The organism is Streptomyces monticola, from assembly GCF_042665355.1.
Taxonomy (GTDB): Bacteria; Actinomycetota; Actinomycetes; order Streptomycetales; family Streptomycetaceae; genus Streptomyces; species Streptomyces monticola.
Map to the genome: position 1 here is coordinate 248,358 of NZ_JBHTCF010000009.1, position 22,240 is coordinate 270,597.

23 protein-coding genes and 1 pseudogene are annotated in these 22,240 nt (G+C 72.7%); 9 read left to right on the forward strand and 15 right to left on the reverse strand.

Translation table 11 applies throughout. The features are described 5' to 3' along the window. Positions 1–100: 100 nt before the first annotated feature. The 4 genes from ACFQVC_RS22350 to ACFQVC_RS22365 all read right to left on the reverse strand — a co-directional run bounded on the left by ACFQVC_RS22350 (position 101) and on the right by ACFQVC_RS22365 (position 4,295). A complete protein-coding gene (locus ACFQVC_RS22350) occupies positions 101–937 on the reverse strand; it encodes a hypothetical protein (protein WP_381832984.1) in 837 nt (278 codons plus the stop codon). Then, positions 934–2,196, reverse strand: coding sequence for a glycosyltransferase family 4 protein (locus tag ACFQVC_RS22355; protein ID WP_381832987.1), 1,263 nt, complete (start codon positions 2,194–2,196; stop codon positions 934–936). The genes ACFQVC_RS22350 and ACFQVC_RS22355 overlap by 4 nt, the downstream gene beginning before the upstream one ends. Before the next feature lie 225 nt (positions 2,197–2,421). Continuing rightward, complete coding sequence (locus ACFQVC_RS22360) at positions 2,422–3,741, reverse strand: ABC transporter substrate-binding protein (protein WP_381832990.1); 1,320 nt, start codon at positions 3,739–3,741, stop codon at positions 2,422–2,424. Further along, entirely contained in the window at positions 3,741–4,295 is a 555-nt protein-coding gene (locus ACFQVC_RS22365) for an MTB12 C-terminal domain-containing protein (RefSeq protein ID WP_381833176.1), read from the reverse strand. The genes ACFQVC_RS22360 and ACFQVC_RS22365 overlap by 1 nt, the downstream gene beginning before the upstream one ends. Before the next feature lie 141 nt (positions 4,296–4,436). Between ACFQVC_RS22365 and ACFQVC_RS22370 the strand changes: the two are divergent. The 3 genes and pseudogenes from ACFQVC_RS22370 to ACFQVC_RS22380 form a co-directional block, all read left to right on the forward strand. Further along, a pseudogene (locus ACFQVC_RS22370) lies at positions 4,437–4,904 on the forward strand (hypothetical protein); the annotation flags it as partial. A gap of 163 nt (positions 4,905–5,067) precedes the next feature. Further along, positions 5,068–7,797 (forward strand): ABC transporter permease subunit, encoded by a 2,730-nt coding sequence (locus ACFQVC_RS22375; RefSeq protein WP_381832993.1) that lies wholly within the window; start codon positions 5,068–5,070, stop codon positions 7,795–7,797. Next, complete coding sequence (locus ACFQVC_RS22380; protein WP_381832996.1) at positions 7,794–8,516, forward strand: ABC transporter ATP-binding protein; 723 nt, start codon at positions 7,794–7,796, stop codon at positions 8,514–8,516. The genes ACFQVC_RS22375 and ACFQVC_RS22380 overlap by 4 nt, the downstream gene beginning before the upstream one ends. On the opposite strand, the gene ACFQVC_RS22385 is transcribed toward ACFQVC_RS22380, so the two are convergent. Together ACFQVC_RS22385 and ACFQVC_RS22390 are read right to left on the reverse strand one after the other, a co-directional pair. Then, a complete protein-coding gene (locus tag ACFQVC_RS22385; protein ID WP_381832999.1) occupies positions 8,467–9,048 on the reverse strand; it encodes a transglycosylase family protein in 582 nt (193 codons plus the stop codon). The two genes, ACFQVC_RS22380 and ACFQVC_RS22385, sit on opposite strands and share 50 nt — an antisense overlap. 208 nt (positions 9,049–9,256) lie before the next feature. After that, positions 9,257–9,883 (reverse strand): LysM peptidoglycan-binding domain-containing protein, encoded by a 627-nt coding sequence (locus tag ACFQVC_RS22390; protein ID WP_381833002.1) that lies wholly within the window; start codon positions 9,881–9,883, stop codon positions 9,257–9,259. 525 nt (positions 9,884–10,408) lie between these two features. Between ACFQVC_RS22390 and ACFQVC_RS22395 the strand changes: the two genes are divergently transcribed. Together ACFQVC_RS22395 and ACFQVC_RS22400 are read left to right on the forward strand one after the other, a co-directional pair. Next, entirely contained in the window at positions 10,409–11,200 is a 792-nt protein-coding gene (locus ACFQVC_RS22395) for a hypothetical protein (RefSeq protein WP_381833004.1), read from the forward strand. Between the two features lie 119 nt (positions 11,201–11,319). After that, positions 11,320–11,604 (forward strand): hypothetical protein, encoded by a 285-nt coding sequence (locus tag ACFQVC_RS22400; protein WP_381833007.1) that lies wholly within the window; start codon positions 11,320–11,322, stop codon positions 11,602–11,604. Between the two features lie 138 nt (positions 11,605–11,742). Here ACFQVC_RS22400 and der read toward each other — a convergent pair whose 3' ends face one another. From der to ACFQVC_RS22430, 6 genes are all read right to left on the reverse strand, one after another. Beyond that, on the reverse strand, positions 11,743–13,245 hold the full coding sequence (der, locus tag ACFQVC_RS22405) for a ribosome biogenesis GTPase Der (RefSeq protein WP_381833009.1): 1,503 nt from the start codon (positions 13,243–13,245) through the stop codon (positions 11,743–11,745). Positions 13,246–13,285: 40 nt separating this feature from the next. Continuing rightward, the gene (locus ACFQVC_RS22410) at positions 13,286–13,984 is read right to left on the reverse strand and encodes a lysophospholipid acyltransferase family protein (protein WP_381833012.1); all 699 of its coding nucleotides are present in this window, start codon (positions 13,982–13,984) and stop codon (positions 13,286–13,288) included. Further along, a complete protein-coding gene (cmk, locus tag ACFQVC_RS22415) occupies positions 13,942–14,637 on the reverse strand; it encodes a (d)CMP kinase (RefSeq protein WP_381833015.1) in 696 nt (231 codons plus the stop codon). Before cmk ends, ACFQVC_RS22410 begins: the two co-directional genes overlap by 43 nt. Positions 14,638–14,858: 221 nt before the next feature. Further along, positions 14,859–15,944, reverse strand: coding sequence for a prephenate dehydrogenase (locus ACFQVC_RS22420; protein WP_381833018.1), 1,086 nt, complete (start codon positions 15,942–15,944; stop codon positions 14,859–14,861). Next, positions 15,941–16,303, reverse strand: a complete 363-nt coding sequence (gene aroH / locus ACFQVC_RS22425; protein WP_381833021.1) for a chorismate mutase — start codon at positions 16,301–16,303, stop codon at positions 15,941–15,943. Before aroH ends, ACFQVC_RS22420 begins: the two co-directional genes overlap by 4 nt. Before the next feature lie 119 nt (positions 16,304–16,422). After that, positions 16,423–16,881 carry a YidB family protein gene (locus ACFQVC_RS22430; protein ID WP_465270598.1) on the reverse strand — a complete coding sequence of 153 codons (459 nt, stop codon included), beginning with the start codon at positions 16,879–16,881 and terminating at the stop codon, positions 16,423–16,425. Between the two features lie 199 nt (positions 16,882–17,080). Here ACFQVC_RS22430 and ACFQVC_RS22435 point away from each other — a divergent pair, with 199 nt between their 5' ends. Genes ACFQVC_RS22435 through ACFQVC_RS22450 form a run of 4 tightly spaced genes read left to right on the forward strand, consistent with a single transcriptional unit; the run spans position 17,081 to position 19,640 of the window. After that, complete coding sequence (locus tag ACFQVC_RS22435) at positions 17,081–17,758, forward strand: hypothetical protein (protein WP_381833027.1); 678 nt, start codon at positions 17,081–17,083, stop codon at positions 17,756–17,758. A gap of 17 nt (positions 17,759–17,775) precedes the next feature. Further along, the gene (locus ACFQVC_RS22440) at positions 17,776–18,372 is read left to right on the forward strand and encodes a DUF6529 family protein (RefSeq protein ID WP_381833030.1); all 597 of its coding nucleotides are present in this window, start codon (positions 17,776–17,778) and stop codon (positions 18,370–18,372) included. After that, on the forward strand, positions 18,369–18,884 hold the full coding sequence (locus ACFQVC_RS22445) for a Rieske (2Fe-2S) protein (RefSeq protein WP_381833033.1): 516 nt from the start codon (positions 18,369–18,371) through the stop codon (positions 18,882–18,884). The genes ACFQVC_RS22440 and ACFQVC_RS22445 overlap by 4 nt, the downstream gene beginning before the upstream one ends. A 24-nt stretch (positions 18,885–18,908) precedes the next feature. Then, positions 18,909–19,640 carry a nucleotidyltransferase domain-containing protein gene (locus tag ACFQVC_RS22450; RefSeq protein ID WP_381833035.1) on the forward strand — a complete coding sequence of 244 codons (732 nt, stop codon included), beginning with the start codon at positions 18,909–18,911 and terminating at the stop codon, positions 19,638–19,640. A gap of 28 nt (positions 19,641–19,668) precedes the next feature. Here the strand turns inward: ACFQVC_RS22450 and ACFQVC_RS22455 are convergent, their stop codons facing one another. From ACFQVC_RS22455 to ACFQVC_RS22465, 3 genes are read right to left on the reverse strand one after another with little or no spacing between them, the layout of a single operon-like run. After that, positions 19,669–20,490, reverse strand: a complete 822-nt coding sequence (locus ACFQVC_RS22455) for a nucleotidyltransferase domain-containing protein (RefSeq protein WP_381833038.1) — start codon at positions 20,488–20,490, stop codon at positions 19,669–19,671. A gap of 14 nt (positions 20,491–20,504) precedes the next feature. Next, positions 20,505–21,509, reverse strand: a complete 1,005-nt coding sequence (locus ACFQVC_RS22460) for an ADP-ribosylglycohydrolase family protein (protein ID WP_381833041.1) — start codon at positions 21,507–21,509, stop codon at positions 20,505–20,507. After that, on the reverse strand, positions 21,509–22,228 hold the full coding sequence (locus ACFQVC_RS22465; RefSeq protein WP_381833044.1) for an NUDIX hydrolase: 720 nt from the start codon (positions 22,226–22,228) through the stop codon (positions 21,509–21,511). The genes ACFQVC_RS22460 and ACFQVC_RS22465 overlap by 1 nt, the downstream gene beginning before the upstream one ends. Positions 22,229–22,240: the final 12 nt, after the last annotated feature.

A 22,240-nucleotide genomic window follows, 5' to 3' on the forward strand; every position in this document is an offset into this window, starting at 1 on the left:
GGGGCCCGCGGGATGCGGGCCCGGCCCGCGCGGTCGGGCGCGGGCCCCGCCCCCGGGATGCGGGCCCGGCCCGCGCCGTCGGGCGCGGGCCCCGCCCCTGTCAGCCGGTGGCCGTGACGCGTACCGACAGGTCGTTGTCGCGTGTGTAGTACGGCTGGACCGTTGTCCCCCCGACCTCGACGGCCGGGTAGGTGAAGATCGCCTTCTTGTCCGCCACGTCGTCGAGGAGGCGTCCTATCCGGGCCGCGGGGCCGTCCTGGCCCGCGGGCCGCAGCCACAGGTCCCACACCCCGGGCTTCTCGGCGAGCTCGGCGTACGCCGCCGTGAAACCGAAGTCGGCGCCGTCGGCGGTGACTTCCGCGCGGTGCACGAGGGCGGCGTCGGTGCGGCTGCGCAGCTCGGCGTACGCGTCCGTGGTGAGCGGGGTGCCGAACACCCGGCCGCCGACCGTCAACGCCTCGTCCGCGATGAGCAGTTCACCGGCCTCGGCGTGCGGGGCCCGATGCCAGGCGCGCACCGTGAGGTTGCCGTGCTTGGTGGCGTACGGGATCCGCACCGCGGTGTGCGGGCGGGTGCCGCTCGGCATCCGGTCGACGAGCGAGCGCAGATCGTTGACGCCGGGGACCAGGCGCTGCGGTTCCCCGTCGCCGTGGTCGACGTAGACGTCCCAGCGGCCCTCGGCGAGTTCGACGCTGCTGGGCAGGACGGCGCGCAGCCGGCCGTCGGCAGCCGGGGTGAGCGGCAGCCTGGTCTCGTCACCCACGCCCTCGTCGCCCTTGTCCCGCAGCCGGAGCAGCAGATGGGCGGCGCCGGGCCGGCACAGATCGGCGAGGTCGAAGGTGAGTCCGCCCGCGGAGTCGGCGACACAGTCGGCCTTCGGCAGCACGGAGAGCTCCTCGACCATGTCTCCGGTGGGCGGCGGCAGCACAGCGGTCATGCGGTACGTCCCTTTCTCAGGGCGGAGCGCCCCGCGTCCCTGATCGCGTAGGCGCCGCCGAGCAGGGCGCCGCGGGTGCGGTGCAGCGAGCCGCGCACCCTGCCGACGGCGCCGGCACGAGCGGTCAGGTCGGTGAACAGCGATTCGTAGCGCTCCGCGATCCGGGAGGGGTCGAAGCGCTCGGAGCCCTTGAGCGCGGCGGAGGCCATCCGGCCGCGCAGATCGTCGTTGTTGATCAGTTCCAGGAGTCCGCCGGAGATGGCGTCCACATCGCCGACGGGTACGAGGCGGCCGTCGACGCCGTTGTCGATGATCTCGCCGGGGCCGTGCGGGCAGTCCGTGGAGACCACGGGCAGGCCGCAGCGCATCGCCTCGACGATGGTCATGCCGAACGACTCCAGGCTGGAGGTGACCGCGGCGATCGAGCCCTTGGCCCACTCCGGGTCGATGGGGTGGGCGGGCCCCATCAGGAACACATGGTTGTAAAGGCCGAGTTCATCGATGAGCCGACGCAGCTGGTCCTTCTGCTTGCCGCCGCCGTAGATCCGAAGCCGCCAGTCGGGCCGCTCGGCGCGCACCTTGTCGAAGGCTCTGACCAGCAGGTCGTAGCGCTTGACCGGGGCGAGCCTGCCGGCAGCGACGACCCACTTGGCGGTGCCGTCGGCGGGCGCCACCTCGGGCGCGGGCACCGGGTTGGCCATGGCGTGCACGCGGACACCGGGCAGCCGCATCTTCCCGTGGTAGGCGCGGGCGTCGGCCTCGGTCGTCGTGGTCAGGGCGTCGAGGCGCGGGTAGGCGCCGCGCAGCTGGGCACGCAGCGCCTTGGAGTGGCTGTCGAGCGTGAGGTGCTCCTGGCCCACGCGCAGCGGGCCGCGCCTGGTCTGGCGCGCGAGGTGCACATTGAGGCCGGGGCGGGTACCCACCACCACATCGGCGTCGACGGTCGCAAGGTGGTCGGCGATGCGGCGGTCGGTGAGCGCGTTGTACTGGTGGTAGCGGCCTTCGGCGCGCGGGAAGACCGCTGCCGGACGCAGATAGTCCGGGTCCTGGCCCTCGTAACCCGGTGTCCCCTTGCGGATGTCGACCAGGTGCCTCACCCGGACCCGCGGATCGACGTGGAAGACCGGCTCCTCCCGGTGTCTGAGCACCGAGACGATCTCCACGTCGTGCTGCTCCGCGAGCGTGTTGGCAAGGTTGTAGGTCGTCCGGATCGTCCCCCCGATTCCGTACGCGTTGTGTATCAGGAAAGAGATATGCATGCGTCCCCGTATCCCACGCTTCCCCGCGGACAGTCATGTCTCGTCCGCCTACCGCAGGGTTAGACCGGGACCCGGTGCCAATGGTTGGCCACCATGACCGTGTTGTTCCCGAACAGTTGCGCCATTGGTAGGTGAAATCGGGAACCCGAGGCAAGCCTGATGCATCAGGGGCAGTAAGGGCGTAACGGAGAGCTTGACCGAGGGTGAACACCAGGAGCCGTTCGCTCAGGGTTCGTACGCCAGCTGCGGTACCCGGAAGCAGTTGTCGTTCATGTCCCCGCCCTGGGTCACCCAGCCTCTGCCGTCAAGCCAGCGGGCCGCGGACACACAGGTTCTGCGGGTCTTCGGCGGCTCGGCGAGCCGGTCGAAGACGACCGGCACGAGCAGACCCCGGGCGCTGTAAGGCTTGTCGCGCTCCATGTAACGGTCCACGCACGCGCGCGTGATGGCGGTTCCGCGCCGCGCACAGGAAGTGGCCGCGTCCGTGAACCACATGGCGGCCGCCCACCCTTCGAGGGCCCACTGCGACAGCGGCCCGCCGTCCTTCATGGCGGTACGGAACGCACGTACTTCCCTGTCGTCGCTGTCGTCGTAGTCGTCGTAGTCGTCGTAGTTGTGGCTCGAACCCGTCACCCACAGGGCGTTGCGGCAGCGCGGCGCGTCCTTGTAGTCATCGGCGACCGTGGAGGTCCAGTTCTGTGCGTTGGTGACCTTCGCGGTGACCTTCGCGCCCACCTCGTCCATGGCCTTGCACAGCTGGGCGTTGCCATGGGTGTCCATCGCGTCGAAGACGAGGTCGGCGCCCTGTTCCTTCAAGTCGGCGGCCGCGGCGCGGAAGTTGGGCAGGGCGAAGTCGACCTGCTCGGTGACGACCTCGTAGCCCTCGGCCTTCAGGCCCCGTGTGACCAGCCGGGCGTAGGCGGCGGACGCGGACTGGTTGTAGGAGATGACGGCGGCGGTACGGGCGCCGTGCTCGCGCTTGAAGTAGCGGTACACCTCGGTGCCGCCGTACTGCCTGCCGTCCCAGCCGGGCTTGCCGCCCTTGCGCGGGGCGAGGCTGCCGTAGATCGAGTACAGATGCGGATACGTGTCGTACGCGGGCCCGATCGGCTGTCCTCCGATGTCGGGCACACCGGCCGCCGAGACCCGCGGGGCACCCGCGTAGTCCAGGACGGTGGTGCCGACGAGCGCGACGACCTTCTGCTCGTCGACCAGCTTGTGCACGCACTCGTTGTTGCCGACGCCGCTGCCGCCGTCGTCGCAGGTGCGCACCTCGACCTTGCGGCCGGCGATACCGCCGCGCGCGTTCAGCCGCTCGAAGTACGCCTTGGCGCCGTCCCGCGGCCCCGTGAAGGCCTCGCCTCCGACCGGGCTGGTCGCACTGGAGACGATCCCGACGCGCAGCGGCTCCTGTTGCGCGGACGGCACGGGCCCGCTCGGCCGGTCCGTGAAGTCGCTCTCCGGAAGACGGCTGCCGCAGGCCGTGCCCACCAGCAGGAGCAGGCCCGCGGCCAGAACCTCGGCGGGCCTGGCCCGGCGGTTCATCAGCAGCCCGGACCCGGTGATTCATTGCCGCTCAACTGCACCAGCGAGCACAGCGTCTTGACCGACACCTTCCAGTCGCCGTCCTGCTCGACCGCGACGCCGGAGGCGCTGGGCATGACGGTGGCTTCTTTCAGGGAGAGCGAGTACGTGACGTCCGCCTCGTCGGCCGAGGTGAACTCCACCTTCGAGACCTTCGCCGTGACCTGCTCGCCGCGCTCGTCGCCGCTGAAGGACTTGAGGACCGCACGCATCTCGGTGCCGTTCTCCAGGAGGGCTTCCTTGTCCTTCATCTCCACGCGCGGGTCGAAGAACTTCTCCCAGTTCTCCTTGATCTCCTTCTCCGCCGCGCCCGCGTCCCTGGGGCTGCTCGGCGACGGATCGGCGGGTGCGCTCGCCGTCTTCTCCGCGGTCGGCCTGGGCGGTGGTGTCCCGTCGCCGCCGCCGCTGTCGTCCCCGCACCCCGTGGCGGCCGCGCCCGTCACCAGGACCGCGGCGGCCGCCCACGCCGCAATCCGTGTCCTGCCCCGCCTGTTGCCGCCGCTGCCGAGCACCATCTGGCTCACCGCCGGTATTCGTCCGGGCCGTGACGGCCCGGTGCTTTCAGGGTCAGCTTCCAGAAGGCATAGTGCTAGCGATCGGTTGACATGAACAGACATGCACAGAGACGCACCGTCAGAGATCCTCAGGGAGCCCGGATGCGGACCGCACGACTGCGCACTGTCCACCCGTTGCTCTGGGCCGCATCGGCCGCCCTCACGCTCGGCGCCGTGCTGTGCGTGACCGGCTGGTACGGAGTCTCCGGTGAGCGCTTCGCCGAGCGGCAGGTGCCCTATCTCGCCTCCTGCACCCTGCCCGGGGCCGCTCTGATCGTCGCCGGTGCGGTCCTTCTCGTGGGCAGCCGCAACGCCCTTGCCACCGCGCGCGTGCAGGAGCTTTACGAGTTGCTCGTGGCAGCGGACCCGGGCGCCGACGATCCCGCCAAGGAAACCGCTGCCGCGCCGGTGGCCATCAGCGGCGACCTGCGGCAGGTGCCGGGCGGCACCCTGTACCACCGCGCCGACTGCCCCCTCGTCGCGGGCAAGCCGGAGGCCGTACCGGCCGACGCGCACGCGCGCGTGGACGGCGGCCTCGCCCCCTGCCCGATCTGCGAACCCGGGGCCGCGGCACAGGAGTCGGGGACCCGGGCGCACGAGTCCGCACCCGTGGCACACGAGTCCGGGTCCCGGACACAGCAATCCGGGCCCGGTGCACGCGAGTCCGGGCCCGGGGCGCGCGAGTCCGGGCCCGGGGTGCAGGAGTCCGGCGAGGCGGCCTCGGAGTCCTGACGTGGCCTCCCTGACGTACGACCTCACCCTCGCCGGGCTCGCGGTCGGCAGCGCGGCCGCGCTCACCGGCATCGGACTGATCGTCACCTATCGCGCCACCGGCGTGCTCAACCTCGCGCACGGCGCGGTCGCCATGGTCTGCGCCTACCTGCTGCGCCAGCTCACCGTCGAATGGGGCCTGCCGCTGTGGCTCGCGGCGGCGCTCACGCTGCTCGTCGTGGCCCCCGGCATCGGACTCGCCCTGGAACGCGCCGTGTTCCGGCCCCTGGCCGTGCTCGGCGGCGACCCGGCGCAGACCCTGGTGGCCTCTCTCGGGGTGTTCATCCTTCTCGTCGGCGGCGCCGCCCTGATGTGGGGACAGGGCGCCCGCGCGGATGCGCCCCAGCTGCTCGGCACCGAGCCCTGGGGACACCTCGCCGTGACCCTCGCCCTCGCGGCCGGTGTGTGGGCGGTGATCCGCTGGACTCGGTTCGGCGGCGAGCTGCGGGCCGTCGTCGACAACCGCCGCCTGGCCGTGCTCGGCGGTATCGACGCCGACCGGGTGGCCGCCGCCGGCTGGGCGTTCGGCTCGTTCACGGCCGGCCTCACGGGCGTGTTGCTCGCGCCCTACGTCCGCCTCGACCCGTACGGCCTGCCCCTGCTCGTCATGGAAGTGATGGCGGTCGCGGTGGGCGCGGCGATGAGCAGCCTGCCGATCGCGGTGACCGTGGCCATCGGAATCGGTGTGGTCCAGAGCCAGTTGACCCGGCTGCACCCCTCGGGCTGGGGCGAGCCGCTGATCCAGGCCGTGGGCGCGAACCTCTTCGTGGTGGCGCTGCTGGTGTCCGCCCTTGTGCTCCCCGGTGTGGGCGGGCGCGACGCGCTGCCCCGCACCGCCACCGCGCGCGTGCCGACCCCGCCGGGCGCCTGGATCGCCGCCGGTGTCCTGTTCCTGCTGCCGCTCGGCTTCGCGGGCTCTGACCTGCATACGGCGGTGCAGGTGCCGGCGCTCGCCGTGGTGCTGCTCTCCCTGGTCGTCGTCACGGGCAGGGGCGGCCAGATCTCCCTCGGGCAGGCGGCGTACGCGGGGCTCGGCGCCCTCTTCACGGCGCTGCTCGCGGCCGGCCGCTTCCCGGGCCTGCCCGCCATGCCGCTGCTCGTCGCGCTCGGCGTCGCGGTGCTCCTGGTCGCGCCGCTCGGCCTCCTGACGGGGTGGCCCGCGATCGGCCGCCACGGCCTGGCGCTCGCCCTCGCCACCTTCGCGGTCGGGGTGGGCGTGAGCCGGTTCGTGTTCGCGCAGCCGTACGCCACTTCGGGGCTCGGCCTCGGCCGGCCCGCGGGCTTCGGCGGCGACCGCGCCTACTACCTGCTCGAACTCACCCTGCTCGCCGGGGCGTTGCTGGCCGTCGCCGCGCTTCGCCGGGGCCGCACGGGCCGGGCGCTCGCGGCGATGCGGGACCACGAGTCCGGCGCGGCGGCCGCCGGGGTGCCGGTGCCGCTCCTGAAGGTCGCGGCCTTCGTGGCGGGCGCCGCCCTGGCCGCGCTCGGCGGCGGCATGCTCGCCATGGGGGTGCGCGCCTTCGACCCGGCGGCGTTCGACCCGGTGCGCGGACTGCTCTGGTTCGCCGCCGTCGTGGTGCTCGGCGCGGACTCCCTGCTGGGCGCCCTGGCGGCGGCGGCGCTCCTGGTGGGCCTGGACGCGGGGACACGCGGCGGAGTCGCGGCCGCTGTGATCGGCGTACTCGCGGTGCTCATCGGCCGCTTCCCCGGCGGCCCCTACGAGGCGCTGCGCACGACGGCGGCACGTCTGCGCCTGCCCCGCGCGCAGCGCCTTTCGCCTCTGGGGGCACGGGTCGCGGCCCGACTGCGGGTGGCGGCGGGGCCGGTGGGGCACCCGGCACCCGCGGGCGGGGGAAGGCCGAGGCCGATGCACGGGACCGCGCACCGCTCCGCACCGGCGCCCCGCCCCACAGGACCGGCCGTGCGCACACACCCCCGCACCCCGCTCACCGCCCGCGAACTCACCGTCCGCTACGGCGAGTTCACCGCGCTCGACGGAGTCGACCTGGCCGTGCCCGCCGGCCGGATCACAGCGGTGGTCGGGCCGAACGGTGCGGGCAAGAGCACCCTGTTCCACTGCCTGGCCGGCACGCTGCGGCCGGACGCGGGCCGGGTGGAGTTCGACGGGCGCGACATCACCGCCTGCCCGGCCCATGCGCGCACCCGGCTCGGAGTGGCCCGCACCTTCCAGCAGCTCGCCGTCTTCCCGACACTGACCGTCGCCGAGAATGTCCGCGTCGGCGCCGAGCAGGGCCGGGTGCGCGACGCCGCGGCGGTACGCAGGACGCTCACGCTGCTCGGCCTCGACGGGCCCGTGGCACACCGTCCCGCCGCGGATCTGCCCACCGGCACCCTGCGCCGCGTGGAGCTCGCCCGTGCCCTCGCGGGCGGCCCCCACGTACTGCTTCTCGACGAGCCCGCGGCAGGCCTGGACGCCGCCGAAGTGGCCGTCCTGGCCACGGTGTTGAAGGCCCTCGCCGCGGACGGCACGGCCCTGCTGATCGTCGAGCACGACCTGGACCTGGTGGACCGCCTCGCCGACACCGTCCATGCGATGGCCGCGGGCCGCATCGTCGCCTCCGGGCCACCGGAACAGGTCCTGGACGCGCTCGACGCCGCGACCACCGCCGTACACGACGGGCCCCACGCGTCCGATGTCTCCGACGTCTCCGAAAAGGCGGCGGGCCCATGAGCGCCGAGCTGGAACTGCGGCACGCGCGCGTGCGGTATGGCCCCCTGGAGGCGCTGCACGGCGTCTCCCTGGCCGCCGCACACCCCGGCGTGACCGTCCTCCTCGGCCGCAACGGCTCGGGGCGTACGACGGTACTGCGGGCCCTCGCGGGCACGGTGCCGCTCTCCGGAGGCGCCGTCGTGTGGCGCGGCGAGGACGTGACCCGGCTCGCGGCCCACGACCGGGCCCGCCGCGGCATCGCCTTCGTCCCCGACCGGCAGGCGGTGTTCGGCTCCCTCACGGTGGCCGAGAACCTGGAACTCGCCGAGCCGCACGGCGAGTTCGACGGCGCCCTGGACGCCTACCCCGAGCTGCGCCCGCTCCTCGGGCGCCGCGCGGGCACCCTCTCCGGCGGCGAGCAGCGGATGCTGGCCCTGTCCCGCGCCCTGCTGTCGCACGCGCGCGTGGTGCTTGTCGACGAACCGGGCCAGGGCATGTCGGCGGCCGTGGCGGCCCGGACATACGCACTGCTCTCGGTGCTGCCCGCGACGGTGGTGCTCGCCGAGCAGCGACTCCCCCCGCCCCTGCGCCACTCCCCCGCCCACCGCCCCGTCGTCGTCCACGAACTACAACGCGGGGCAGTGGTGTTCAGCGGCGAGGCGGGGGAACTCCCGGCACCCGACGGCCGGGCTACACCTGGCGCCCGACGCCCGGGATCATCAGCATCGTGCCCACGTTGAGCCGGTTCGGGTGGTCGCCGATCATCAGGCGGTTGGCCTTGTAGAGCGCGTACCAGCCGCCCTTGATCTTGTAGCGCAGGGCGATCGAGCTGAGCGTCTCGCCGGGCTTGACGGTGTGGATACGGCCGTCGGGCCGCACCTTCTTGGAGCAGATCGGCCACGCCTCCCAGCCCTGGGTGCTCAGCACCTCCTCGGCGACCTTGATCTGCTCCTCGCGGGTGGCGAGGTCGGCGCGCGGCGCGTACTTGAGGCCGCCGTGCTCCTCCCAGGTCGGCTGCCAGAACTGCAGCCCGCCGTAGTAGTCGTTGCCTGTGTTGGTGTCCCAGCGGCCGCTGCTCTCACACTCGGCGAGACACGTCCAGGGGGACTTTCCGGCGGAGCACGAGTAGCTGACCACGTTCGGCGCAGCCCCCGGACCTGCGGCGGAGCCGGCGGCCGGAGCGGGTGGCGGCGGGGCGGCGGAGGCGGTCAGCGGGATGAGTGAGAGGACGGCCGCGAGCAGGGCAACGAACCAGACACGGGTGTTCGACATCGCGTCACGCTATTCAGCCGGGACCCGGCCGGCCGAGTGCCGCGCCCCGGCACCGACGAGCCCCACCCGGTCGGGCGACCGGGCGGGGCGATGTCGGGCCACACGTGCGGCCCATCAGCGGAACTGATCCATGGAACCGATCAGGGAGGCTGATTCAGTGGAGCTGATTCAGTGGAGCTGATCCAGTGGAGCTGATCAGAGGGGCCGATCAGAGGTCGAGCCGCTGCCCGGGCAGGATCAGGTTCGGGTCGCCGCCGATGACCGACTCATTGGCGGCGAAGACGGCACGCCAACTGGTGCCGTGCCGCGCGGCGATGGAGCTCAGGGTGTCTCCCGGCTTCACCGTGTAGTCGCCGCGGGACGCGCCCCGGCCGGTACGGCTCTCGCCGCGCCGGGGTTCGGCCGCTCGGGGAGCGGCCTCGGGAGTCGCTTTGGGAGCGGCCTTGGGGGCAGCCTTGGGTGCCGCGGCCGCGGGTGCGCCGCCGTACGCGCCCGCACGCGCCGAACAGGTGGGCCACGCGCCCCAGCCCTGTCCGCGCTGGACCTTGGTGGCGACGGCTATCTGCTGCGCCCTGCTGGCCCGGTCAGCGGTGGCCGCGTAGGCCCCGCCGCCGTACGCGCGCCAGGTCGAGGCGGAGAACTGCAGTCCGCCGTAGTAGCCGTTGCCGGTGTTGATGTGCCAGTTTCCGCCGCTCTCGCACTGCGCGATGCGGTCCCATACTCCGCCGTCCGCCGCCGAGGCCTGACCGGTGGCGGCGAACAGACCCAGCGGGGCGAGGAGTACGGCCCCGGCGAGTACTGCTGTCTCACGACTGCACTTGGGACGTGCGGACATGAATTTCCCTCTCGGAGGACCCGGGCTCCCCCGGAGCGGCGCGGGTCCCGCGCGTCCGGCGCGGGGTGATCCGTGCCGCCCCGTCCGCCGGAGGTGGTGGTGCGAAGAGCTGGCTTGGTGCGACCGGCGGACGTACCCGAGCGGTGCTCGCTGCACACGGCGCTGGAATCTAGAGACCCTCTCGCCCTGATATCAACCAACTCCTAGTCATTCCAGGCCAGTTGCCGGTTACCCGGGGTATCGTCGAGTTTCGGACACCCACTTGATTCCTTGATTTCGTCATTTGTCGACCCATCACCCAGCCGATCTGTGACACACCTCACCCACTCAACTTGCATGCGTTCAGCAGGAGTTGGCATGGAGTGACGGATTCCGCCGGGACTCTCACGCTCCGCTTCGGATGGTTCGATTCCGTTCGCCTTCTCGCGTGACTTGCGCCACTGGTCGTCCGTTGAGCCTTTTACGGGCCGGGACCCGCCCGGCCCGGCGACGCACCGAATGACGCCCGAATTCCTAGGAGCACCCGTGCAGCGCATGCTCGACGTCAGCGACGACGTACGCGCCGAGATCGGCGACGAAGAAGCCGACCGGCTGCTCGCCGGCGACAACTCCCCGGGCAGCTACGACTGCACCTCCTGCCGCACCCCCGGTGACCCGGAGCAGGAGCGCACCAGCACCGTGCTGTTCGTCGGCGACGAGACCGCGGTCCTCGCCTTCGCCCACGCGACCTGTCTGCCCTCGCAGGTGGTCAAGGTCGCCGAGGAGCACCTGCAGGGCGCCGTGCGCTCGATCACCGGCGACGCCGAGGAGAGCCCGGCCGACAGCGCCTCGGCCCCCCGCCCCCAGCAGGCCGTGCTCGGCGTCACCAGCGGGCTCGTGCTGCTCGCGGGCGAGCTGCACCCGGCCCTGGTGGTGGAGCCGACGGGCCCGATCGCGCGCCCCGGCGCGACCGGCGGCGGCGACGACTTCCTGCCGCTCCTCATCGAGCAGGGCTTCCAGCCGCTCTCCGAAGTGCAGGAGGTCCCGGCCCCGCTCCCCGGCTGGTCCGTGCTGCTCGCCATGGGACGGCTGCACGCCGTGCTCCAGCCCGGCTCCGGCGGCGGCACCGCGGTCGCCTGGTGGCAGGCGCACCAGCCGCTGCAGGTGACCGAGAGCTGGCGGGCCGCGGCGAACAAGCTGCGTACCGTCCTCGTCTTCGCCGCCCCCGTCGGCTCCATCGGCCGCCAGCCGCGCGAGGACCTGCTGCGCGGGGCCCTGGACAAGGCGGCGGCCGACGGCCGGCTCGTGGCGGCGGCGATGCCGCTCGCCGGCACATGAGCGGCTCCGGGCAGGTCGGGGGCCTGATGGATCGGGGTACGCACCGCATCCGATCAGGCCCCCTGGTCGTTGGCACATACGTGCCGTCCTACGACCCCTCCCGCCACCACATCCCCTCGATGCGCCCCGCGAAGGACGCCTCCGCAGGCCGTTCGGCCACCCCGATCTACGACGAGCTCTACTCCGAGTGGCGCAGGTCCTTCAAGGCCCTGCCGGGCGACCGCAGCGGCGAGGAGGACCTGGGGTTCACGGCCTTCGGCACCGGTCCCTACGGACACGGCGCCCATCCCCCGCACACCGGGCACAGCACCCCGCCGGGCCCCTGGTACCCGGACGGCCGCCAGCACCACCAGGGACACCGCCCCCAGGCCGCCCTGCCACCCGTCCCACGCCGCGAGCACTGAGCGCTCCGCGGGGTTTCCGGTACTCCGTCTACGGCTGCGTCGTGGCTGGTCGCGCAGTTTTGCGGGCACCAGCGCACAAGAGAGCGGTACGTCGCCGGGGACCCGGCCACGTACCGCTCAACTGTCTTACTGCGTCAGCTACTTCTTGCGGCCGCGCTTCTCGCGCACGCGCACCGAGATGTGGATCGGGGTGCCCTCGAAGCCGAACTCCTCGCGCAGGCGGCGCTCGACGTACCGCCGGTAGCCGTGCTCGATGAAGCCGGAGGCGAAGAGCACGAACCGCGGCGGCTTGGTGCCCGCCTGGGTGCCGAAGAGGATACGGGGCTGCTTGCCGCCGCGGATCGGGTGCGGGTGCGAGGCGACCAGCTCGCCGAGGAAGGCGTTGAGCCGTCCGGTCGGCACGCGCGTCTCCCAGCCCTCCAGGGCCGTCTCGATCGCCGGGACCAGCTTCTCCATGTGCCGCCCGGTGCGCGCCGAGACATTGACCCGCGGCGCCCACGCCACCTGGCCGAGCTCGGTCTCGATCTCGCGCTCCAGGTAGTAGCGGCGCTCCTCGTCGAGGGTGTCCCACTTGTTGTACGCGACGACGATGGCGCGGCCCGCCTCGACGGCCATGGTGACGATGCGCTGGTCCTGGATGCTGATGGACTCGCTGGCGTCGATCAGGATGACCGCGACCTCGGCCTTCTCGACCGCCGCCGCGGTGCGCAGGGACGCGTAGTAGTCCGCGCCCTGCTGCAGGTGGACGCGCTTGCGGATACCCGCCGTGTCCACGAACTTCCAGGTGATGCCGCCGAGTTCGATGAGCTCGTCGACCGGGTCGCGGGTGGTGCCCGCCAGTTCGTTGACGACGACGCGGTCCTCCTTCGCCACCTGGTTCAGGAGCGAGGACTTGCCGACGTTCGGACGGCCGATCAGCGCGATCCGGCGCGGACCGCCGATCCCGGTGCCGCCGAAGGACTCACGGGGCGCCTCGGGCAGCGCCTCAAGGACGGCGTCCAGCATGTCGCCGGTGCCGCGGCCGTGCAGCGACGAGACGGGGTGCGGCTCACCGATGCCGAGCGCCCACAGGGCGGTGGCGTCGGCCTCGCCGCTCGGTCCGTCGACCTTGTTGGCGCAGAGCACCACCGGCTTCCCGGCGCGGCGCAGCAGCTTCACGACGGCCTCGTCGGTGTCGGTGACGCCGACCGTGGAGTCCACCACGAAGACCACGGCGTCGGCCGCCTCGATCGCGTACTCGGCCTGGGCGGCCACGGACGCGTCGATGCCGAGGACGTCCTGCTCCCAGCCGCCGGTGTCGACGACCTTGAAGCGGCGGCCGGCCCACTCGGCCTCGTAGGTGACACGGTCACGGGTGACGCCCGGCTTGTCCTCCACGACGGCCTCGCGGCGGCCGATGATGCGGTTCACCAGGGTCGACTTGCCGACATTGGGGCGGCCGACGACGGCGAGCACGGGCAGCGGGCCGTGCCCGGCCTCCCCGATCGCGCCCTCGACCTCGTCGAGGTCGAAGCCCTCTTCCGCGGCGAGCTCCATGAACTCCGCGTACTCGGCATCGCCAAGCGCTCCGTGCTCGTGCTCGTCCGAGCCGTCGGAGTGGATCTGGTCGTTCATGAAGTCCGTACCTCTGTCATCAGTCATCGATGGACCGCAGTTCACGGTCCACTACTCAAAGTCTCGCTCAGCGCCCGGTCAGGCGCCTGGCGTTTTCCAGGTGGCCGGTGAGCCGCTCCTGGATGCGCACGGTCGCCTCGTCCAGCACCTTGCGCGTACGCCGTCCGCTGCCGTCCCCCGCCTCGAAGGCGTCGCCGAAGACGACGTCGACCCTGCTGCGCAGCGGTGGCAGCCCTCGTATCAACCGTCCCTGCCGCTCTCCGCTTCCCAGCACCGCGACCGGCACGATCGGCGCCCCGCTGCGCACCGCGAAGTACGCGAGCCCCGCGCGCAGCGACGCGAAGTCGCCCTCGCCCCGGGTGCCCTCCGGGAAGATGCCGAGCACACCACCGGCGTCGAGGACACCGAGAGCGCGAGTGATCGCCGAGCGGTCGGTGGTGTCACGGTCCACCTTCAGCTGCCCGATCCCCCGCAGAAACGGGTCGAGCGGCCCCACGAACGCCTCCTTCTTGATGAGGAAGTGCACGGGGCGCGGCGCGGTGCCCATCAGCATGGGGCCGTCGAGATTGTGGGCGTGGTTGACGGCGAGGATGGCCGGGCCGCTCGCGGGCACCCGCCAGGCGCCGAGCACCCGGGGGTTCCACAGGCCGTACATGAGGCCGACACCGATCCGGCGGCCGACCTCCGCGCCCCTCTCGGAGGCACCTGCCTCGGACGGCGAGGTCACTTCGCGGCCCGCTTCTCCTCGATGAGGGTGACGACACACTCGATGACCTGCTTCAGGGTGAGCTCGGTGGTGTCCACCTCGACGGCGTCGTCCGCCTTGGCCAGCGGTGAGGTCTTGCGCCCGGAGTCGGCCGCGTCCCGCTTGATGAGCGCTTCCCTGGTCGCCGCCACGTCGACGCCCTTCAGCTCCCCGCTGCGGCGGGCGGCGCGGGCCTCGGGCGAGGCGGTGAGGAAGATCTTCAGGTCGGCGTCGGGCAGCACGGTCGTACCGATGTCACGGCCCTCGACCACGATGCCGCGCTGCGCGCTCTTGGCGATGGAGCGCTGCAGCTCGGTGATCCGGGTACGCACCTCGGGCACCGCGCTGACCGCGCTGACCTTGGAGGTGACCTCCTGGGTACGGATGGGCCCGGCGACGTCCGTGCCGTCGACCGTGATGGTCGGTGCGGACGGGTCGGTGCCGGAGACGATCTCCGGCTTGCCCGCAGCGGCGGCGATGGCGGACGGGTCGGTGACGTCGATGCCGTTGCTCACCATCCACCAGGTGATCGCGCGGTACTGGGCGCCGGTGTCCAGGTAGCTGAGCCCGAGCTGGGCGGCGACGGACTTCGAGGTGCTCGACTTGCCCGTGCCGGAGGGGCCGTCGATGGCGACGATCACTGCTGCCGGGGCGGCGTTTGCGGCGGTTTCCACGGGGGACGGACACCTTTCTCAGGGCACGGGGCAGGGAGGCGGGCGCAAGAACGCCCCGCACAAGGTTACTGGCTCAGGAACGAGCTCCTTACGGCCCGTCGCCCGAGACGCTTGTGACGACGGACGCCACCCGTGGCGGCGACCCGTGCGGCGGGAGTTCACGCGGCTTTTCCGCCGGTGGCACGACCGGTCCCGCCGCCGCCAGGGCGGCCTGCCCGCCGCTACTGCCGGATCGACCAGCCCCGCTCCCGCAGCGCGGCCGTCAGGACGGGGGCCGCCGACGGCTCGACCGTCAGCTGGATATGGCCCGCCTGCTGTCCCGTCGCGTGCTCGATGCGGACGTCCTCGATATTGACGCCCGCGGCGCCCGCGTCCGCGAAGATCCGCGCGAGCTGGCCCGGCTGGTCGTCGATGAGGACGGCCACGACCTCGTACGCCACCGGCGCCGAACCGTGCTTGCCGGGCACCCGCACCTGGCCCGCGTTGCCCCGGCGCAGCACCTTCTCGATACCGTCGGCGCCGTCCTTGCGCTTGTCCTCGTCCGACGACTGCAGCGCACGCAGCGCCCGCACCGTCTCGTCCAGGTCGCTGGAGACCTCGGCGAGCAGATCGGCGACGGGGCCGGGGTTGGCAGAGAGGATGTCGATCCACATCCGCGGGTCGGACGCGGCGATCCGCGTGACATCGCGGATGCCCTGGCCGCACAGGCGTACCGCCGTCTCCTCGGCATGCTCCAGACGGGCCGCGACCATGCTGGAGACCAGGTGCGGCATGTGCGAGACGAGGGCGACGGCACGGTCGTGGGCATCGGCGTCCATGACGACCGGTACGGCGCGGCAGAGCGCGACCAGTTCCAGGGCGAGGTTGAGGACCTCGGTGTCGGTCTCCCGGGTCGGCGTGAGCACCCAGGGGCGGCCCTCGAAGAGGTCGGCGGTCGCGGCGAGCGGCCCGGAGCGCTCACGGCCCGACATCGGGTGCGTGCCGATGTACGCGGTCAGGTCGAGGCCGAGGGCCTCCAGCTCGCGGCGCGGCCCGCCCTTGACGCTGGCCACGTCGATGTAGCCGCGGGCGGCACCGCGCGCCATCAGACCGGCCAGGGTGGCGGCCACATGGGCGGGCGGCACGGCGACCACGGCGAGCTCGACGGATCCCTCGGGCGCGCTGTCCGTGCCGGCGCCGAGCGCGGCGGCGGTACGGGCCTGCTCCGGGTCGTGGTCGGCGAGATGGACGGTGACCCCACGGCTCGCCAGGGCCAGGGCGGCGGAGGTGCCGATCAGGCCGGTTCCGATGACGAGGGCGGTTCTCACTGGGCGATGTCCTTGCGGAGTGCGGCCGCGGCACCGAGGTAGACGTGCGCCACCTCGGACCTGGGCCGGTCGGACTCGATATGGGCGAGGACGCGTACGACCCGGGGCATGGCGCCCTCGATGTCGAGCTCCTGGGCGCAGATCAGCGGTACGTCGGTGATGCCGAGCTTGCGGGCCGCGGCGGCCGGGAAGTCGCTGTGCAGATCCGGGGTGGCCGTGAACCAGAGGCTGATCAGGTCGTCCTGCGTCAGGCCGTTGCGCTCGATGAGGGCGGTGAGCAGCTCGCCCACCTGCTCCTCCATGTGTCCGGCCGCGTCCCGTTCCAACTGGACGGCACCCCGTACCGCTCGTACCGCCACGCTGCCGCTCCTTGCCTGCCGAGCTGTCGAAACCTGCACGGACCAGGGTAGTCAGCCCGGGGCGCACGGGTGCGCGGCGCCCGTCTGCCGAGACGGACGCCGCGCGACACCGTGGGGGCTCAGAGCTGCTGCTGCCTGATGATGTCCTCGAGGGAGGCGGTGGGCACCTGGCCCTGGGGGGTCAGCTTGTCCACGACCTGCGGCAGCTGCTGGGCGACCTGGTCGGCGACCTCGTCACGGCTGACGCCCGCCCCGGTGGCCACCTTGTCCAGGGTCTCGTCGGGGACGGCCTGCTTGACCTGGTCGGGGCTGAGCGGCTGGTTGTCACCGGTGCCGACCCAGGAGTCCAGCTGCTTCTGGTCCACCAGACCGGACTTCGTGATCATCTCCAGGAGTCCGCCCAGGGGGTTGCTCGCGCCGCCCTGCGCCGCCCCACCGGCTCCGCCGCCGCCGAGGACCGACTGCAGCAGGCTGCCGAGGATGTTGGCGCCGCCTCCGGCCGCACCGGCTCCGGCGGAACCGCCCTGGCCGCCGCCGAGGAGGCCGCCGAGAAGGCTGCCCAGATCGTTACCCGCCATGGTCATGCCTTTCGCAGAGTGTGGCCGGGGCCCGGCGGGGGGGCCGGGCACCTCAGACAGTTCAAATGTCACCTGATCCACCACGTGCCGCCACTTGGCACAGCGGCAACGGCCCGCCCCGCCCCTGGACGCCGCGACCGGTGTCCGCTTGCATGGAGGGTCCGGCACCTGCCGCGCACCGGCCTCGGGGGAGGCACGTATGAAGCGCTCGGGACCCCTTGTGACGCTGCTCGCCGGGCTGCTCCTCGCCCTGTTCATGCTGACGCTCAACGCGACGACGGGGACGGGGCGTTCGTCGTACGGACACGAGGGCGGAGGCGGAGGCGGAGGCGGATCCGGCTCGCCCGCCCCGAGCAGCGCCGCCCCCACGAGCCGGGCGCCCGAGACCAGCGCACCGCCCACGAAGACCCCGCCCGCCGACGCCGACTACGCGGGCCGCACCGACGACGGCTCCTCTGCCGTGGCCATCACCGTGCGGGACGGCAAGGCGGTGGCGTACTTCTGCGACGGCCGCGACCGCGAGTCCTGGCTCAAGGGTGACGTCGAGGACGACGGCTCGATGCGGCTCACCGGCAAGAACGGCGCCACGCTCGACGGCACCCTGCGCGGCAAGCGCGTCACGGGCAGCGCCGTCGTCGGCAAGCGTTCCTACGGCTTCACGGCGGACCGGGCGATCAAGCCGTCCGGGCTCTACCGCGCGACGCAGGAGGTGCGGGGCGCCGAGGTCGACGGCGGCTGGATCGTCCTGCCCTCCGGACAGCAGGTCGGCATCCTCAAACGGGACGGCAGGCCCGCGCCGGCGCCCGCGATCGAGCCGCGCACAGGAGCCGTCACCGTCGACGGCGAACGCCTCACGGCCCGCCCCGTCACCCCCTGAAGGAGGCAGGTGCCCCGATGAGTGTGGATCCCAACGCCGCCACCCAGGACTTCCCCTCACCGGCCCGGGGCGTGGCCGAACGCCCGCGCGCCGCCCGCTTCCTGGTGCCCGCCCTGGTCGCCGCCGCGGTGGCGGTCGGGCTCGGCGCCTACGGCACGGTGCACGGCCCCGCGGGCACGGCCTTCAACCTGGCCGGGTTCAGCAGCGCCAGCGCGGTGAAGGCCTGGCTCGGCACCGCCGCGTTCGCCTTCGCCGTCGTGCAGTCCGGCTCGGCGCTCGCGATGTACGGGCGGCTGCCGGGGGTGCGGTCCAGGCCCTGGATGGCGGCCGTGCACCGGTGGTCGGGGCGGGCCGCGTTCCTGCTCGCGGTGCCGGTGGCGGTGCACTGCCTGTACGCCCTGGGCTACCAGTCGTACGACACCAGGGTCCTGTGGCACTCGCTGCTCGGCTGCTTCTTCTTCGGTGCCTTCAGCGCCAAGATGCTCCTGCTGCGCACCGAACGGCTGCCCGCCTGGCTGCTGCCGATCGTGGGCGGTCTGGTTTTCACGGCCCTCACGGTGGTCTGGCTGACCTCGGCCCTGTGGTTCTTCCGCACGTTCGGAGTGACGACATGACGACTTCCGCGGGCCGTGACCGCGGCCGTGCCGGGCCGCGGCGCCGCACCGTGCTCACCGCGGGCGCGGTCACGGCCGGCGCGGCGCTGACGGGGTGCGCGGAGTACGGCGACGAGGACGGGCCCGCCGGGTCCGCCGGGCCCGCCGAGCCGCCGCCCGCGACGAAGGAACAGCCGGACACGGCCACGCCGGCGCCGGACGAAGGCGGCCAACAGCCCTCCGGCGGCGAGGAGTTGGCGGACACCGCCGACATCCCCGTCGGCGGCGGCAAGGTCTTCAAGGACCGCGAGGTCGTCGTCGTACAGCCCGAGGAGGGCACGTTCAAGGCGTTCTCGGCGGTCTGCACGCACCAGGGCTGCATCGTCGCGGAGGTCTCCGACGGCACGATCAACTGCACCTGCCACGGCAGCAGATACCGCGTCGCCGACGCCTCGGTCGCGGGCGGCCCGGCTCCGCGCCCGCTCCCGCCCCGCAAGATCACGGTGACGGGGAAATCCATCCGCCTGACGTGAGGCACTCGCGTACGCTCCGCTCCCATGCACCACGAAGCGCCCGCCGCGCGACCTGTGGACCTGGTCCGCGACCACACCGTGTACTCCTGTGTGATGGGCTCACGCGCCTTCGGCCTGGCCACGGAGGACAGCGACACCGACCGGCGCGGTGTCTACCTCGCGCCCACGCCGCTGTTCTGGCGGTTCGAGAAGCCGCCGACGCATGTGGAGGGCCCGCTCGACGAGCAGTTCTCCTGGGAGCTGGAGCGCTTCTGCGAGCTCGCCCTGCGCGCCAACCCCAATGTCCTGGAGTGTCTGCACTCCCCGATCGTGGAGCGCGTGGACGATACGGGCCGTGAACTCCTCGCGCTGCGCGGCGCGTTCCTGTCCCGCAAGGCCCATGAGACCTTCGCCCGTTACGCACTCGGCCAGCGCAAGAAGCTCGACGCGGACGTACGCAAGCACGGCGCCCCGCGCTGGAAGCACGCCATGCATCTGCTGCGCCTCCTGATGAGCTGCCGCGACCTGCTGCGCACCGGCGAGCTGGTGATCGACGTCGGCGACGCCCGCGGCGAACTGCTCGCGGTGAAGCGCGGCGAGGTGTCCTGGGCCGAGGTCGAGTCCCGGATGAACCGCCTGGCCGACGAGGCCGACGCGGCGGCCGGCACCACCCCGCTCCCCGCCGAACCCGACACCGCGCGGGTGGCGGATTTCCTGTACCGGGTACGCCGCGCGTCGGCCCTCGGGCAGCCGGGGCACTGCTCGCCCCTCGGCTAGGCGATCCCTCTCAGCCCTCTACGCCCACTCAGCCCCCCCCCCGCTGAGCGAGCCGCACCCGCACCAAGAAGTCGTGCAGCGCCTCGTACCCGGCGGGCGCGTCCGGCAGCTCCGTCTCCGCCTGCGCGGCGTCTAGGACCGCGTGCAGCGCCTCCACATCGGCCTGCACGCGCGCGTGGTCCACGTCCGCGTCGCCGTGCTCCGCCTCGGCCTTGGCGACGACGAGGTCGGGCAGATACGCGGGGGCCGCCACCGACCCGATGAGCGTGGGCAGATGGGCCTGCACCTCGCCTGAGCGCATCAGATGGATCCCGGTGAGCAGCACCCGGAAGGTGTAGAGCAACGGCTTCAACTCACCGCTCCTCTCGAAAAGCCGCCACTGTGTGGTGGCGAACCCCCGGTAGTGGTGGGCGTGGTGGCCGGTCAGCACGGCGGGCGCGAGCGCGGCCAGCTCCGCGTGCGCGTCCGACGTATGCACCACGAGCGGCGAGAGCAGCTGCTCCAGTACGTAGCCGTTGCGCCGCAGCATCAGGCGGACGAACTTCCGCAGATCGTGCGTGACGAGATCCATCTCGACCCCGTCCCGCTCCCACATCCGCGACCGGGTCTCCTCGGGCTCGTGCAGGCCGACGAGCGCGGCGGCGGGCAGCAGGTGCACGCCGCGCAGATCCACGTCCGAGTCACGGGACGGAAACCCGTACAGGTGCGCGCCGGAGACCGTGGCGAAGAGCACCGGGTCGGGCTGCTCGGCGACGACAGGGGCAAGGTCGATCTCCGGAAGTCCCGCCTGCCGCAACCGCTCCGCCGCCGTCGCGCTCCCCGGCCCCCTCGCCGCCCTCTCGCGCCCCATGCCCCTCTCCGCGCTCACGCGTCCCACGCCTGTCCCAGGGCGAGCAGCTCGTCCCGGTACTCGATGCGCTCCGCCCACTCCTTCGGCCAGGCCCCGGCGCCCAGATGGGCGCCCGCGAAGGCGCCGGCCAGGCAGGCGATGGAGTCGGAGTCGCCCGAGCTGCAGGCGGCCCGGCGGATCGCGGTGAGCGGCTCGTCGGGGAAGAGCAGAAAGCACAACAGGCCGGTGGCGAGCGCCTCTTCGGCGATCCAGCCGGCGCCGGTGGCCAGGCACGGATCGGTCTCCGGGTTGGCGTCCTTGACCGCCGCGGCGAGCCGTTCGAGCACCGCGAGGCACTCGTCCCAGCCGCGCGCGATGAAGTGCTCGGGGCCCGGGTCCTGCGAGCGGGTCCACAGGTCGCCGAGCCAGTGCTCGCGGTAGTGGGTGCGGTTCTCCAGGGCGTACGAGCGCAGCCGTCCGACCAGGCCGAGCGGTTCGGTGCCGGCGGCGAGCAGCCGTACGGCATAGGCCGTCAGGTCACTGGCGGCGAGCGCCGTCGGGTGGCCGTGGGTGAGGGCGGACTGGAGCTGGGCGGCACCGGCCCGCATGTCGTCGCCGAGCCAGGGCATCAGACCGAGCGGCGCGACGCGCATGTTGGCGCCGCAGCCCTTGGAGTGCAGCTGACTGGCGTCCCGCCAGGGCCGCTCCTCGTCGGCGAGGAGTTCGCAGGCGCGGATGCAGGTGGCGCCCGGGGCACGGTTGTTGTCCGGCGACTCGTTCCACGCGACGAACTCCGTGCGCGCCATGTGGGCGAACCGCTCGGGCCCGCACAGGCTGCGCTCCGCCGCCCGCGTCAGGGCACGGCCGAGGGCGAGGGTCATCTGGGTGTCGTCGGTGACCATGGCGGGCGACGGAAGCTCCGTCTCCCGCCAGGGCCCGAACTTGGCGAGGATCGACGGTACGTCGTCGAACTCGGCCGGGAAGCCGAGTGCGTCCCCGAGGGCGAGCCCTATGAGGGATCCGGTGGCGGCACGCTTCATCAGGGTCGTCCTTCGGGTCGCAGGAGGGGCGGGTGCAGGGTGGTGGCGCCGCCCGCGCGGAAGAGGGCGGCGGGCTTGCCGCGGCCGCCGGTGCGCCGCGGCGGTCCGCTGACCGGCTCGACGAAGCCCGGTGTCGCGAGCACCTTGCGCCGGAAATTGGCGGGGTCGACGGCGGAGCCCCACACCGTCTCGTAGACCTGCCGCAGCTCGCCGAGGGTGAACTCCGGCGGGCAGAAGGCGGTGGCGAGCCCGGTGTACTCGAGCTTCGCCCGCACGCGCTCATGGGCGTCGGCGAGAATCCGGTCGTGGTCGAAGGCGAGCCGCCCGACGGACACCAGCGGCAGCCAGTCCGCCCGCGCCGCGTCGCCCCCGCCGCGCGGCTGCGGGGCGTCGGGCACGAGAGCGGCGTACGCGACGGACACGACCCGCATACGGGGATCGCGGCCGGGTTCGCTGTACGTCCGCACCTGCTCCAGATGGAGCCCGGCGACATCCAGCAGGCCGGTCTCTTCGGCGAGTTCACGCCGGGCGGCCGTCTCCGCCGACTCCTCGGGCCCCACGAAGCCGCCCGGCAGCGCCCTTCGCCCCGCATACGGCTCCTGCCCGCGCTCCACGAGCAACACCTGCAGCACGTCCTCGCGGAGCGTGAAGACGGCCAGGTCGACGGTGACGGCGAACGGCTCGTAGGCGTACTTGTCATAGCCCTGCACGCACTCCACCCCCCTCTCTTT

Excerpts from the sequence above, each read along its gene's own strand:
- ACFQVC_RS22380 (WP_381832996.1), top strand. The coding sequence starts at position 7,794 with ATGAGCGCCGAGCTGGAACTGCGGCACGCGCGCGTGCGGTATGGCCCC.
- ACFQVC_RS22435 (WP_381833027.1), top strand. The coding sequence starts at position 17,081 with ATGAAGCGCTCGGGACCCCTTGTGACGCTGCTCGCCGGGCTGCTCCTC.
- ACFQVC_RS22450 (WP_381833035.1), top strand. The coding sequence starts at position 18,909 with ATGCACCACGAAGCGCCCGCCGCGCGACCTGTGGACCTGGTCCGCGAC.
- ACFQVC_RS22430 (WP_465270598.1), bottom strand. The coding sequence starts at position 16,881 with ATGGCGGGTAACGATCTGGGCAGCCTTCTCGGCGGCCTCCTCGGCGGC.
- der (WP_381833009.1), bottom strand. The coding sequence starts at position 13,245 with ATGACTGATGACAGAGGTACGGACTTCATGAACGACCAGATCCACTCC.
- ACFQVC_RS22360 (WP_381832990.1), bottom strand. The coding sequence starts at position 3,741 with ATGAACCGCCGGGCCAGGCCCGCCGAGGTTCTGGCCGCGGGCCTGCTC.
- ACFQVC_RS22440 (WP_381833030.1), top strand. The coding sequence starts at position 17,776 with ATGAGTGTGGATCCCAACGCCGCCACCCAGGACTTCCCCTCACCGGCC.
- ACFQVC_RS22355 (WP_381832987.1), bottom strand. The coding sequence starts at position 2,196 with ATGCATATCTCTTTCCTGATACACAACGCGTACGGAATCGGGGGGACG.
- ACFQVC_RS22390 (WP_381833002.1), bottom strand. The coding sequence starts at position 9,883 with ATGTCCGCACGTCCCAAGTGCAGTCGTGAGACAGCAGTACTCGCCGGG.
- ACFQVC_RS22400 (WP_381833007.1), top strand. The coding sequence starts at position 11,320 with ATGCGCCCCGCGAAGGACGCCTCCGCAGGCCGTTCGGCCACCCCGATC.
- ACFQVC_RS22350 (WP_381832984.1), bottom strand. The coding sequence starts at position 937 with ATGACCGCTGTGCTGCCGCCGCCCACCGGAGACATGGTCGAGGAGCTC.
- ACFQVC_RS22455 (WP_381833038.1), bottom strand. The coding sequence starts at position 20,490 with ATGGGGCGCGAGAGGGCGGCGAGGGGGCCGGGGAGCGCGACGGCGGCG.
- ACFQVC_RS22445 (WP_381833033.1), top strand. The coding sequence starts at position 18,369 with ATGACGACTTCCGCGGGCCGTGACCGCGGCCGTGCCGGGCCGCGGCGC.
- ACFQVC_RS22365 (WP_381833176.1), bottom strand. The coding sequence starts at position 4,295 with ATGGTGCTCGGCAGCGGCGGCAACAGGCGGGGCAGGACACGGATTGCG.
- ACFQVC_RS22460 (WP_381833041.1), bottom strand. The coding sequence starts at position 21,509 with ATGAAGCGTGCCGCCACCGGATCCCTCATAGGGCTCGCCCTCGGGGAC.
- ACFQVC_RS22385 (WP_381832999.1), bottom strand. The coding sequence starts at position 9,048 with ATGTCGAACACCCGTGTCTGGTTCGTTGCCCTGCTCGCGGCCGTCCTC.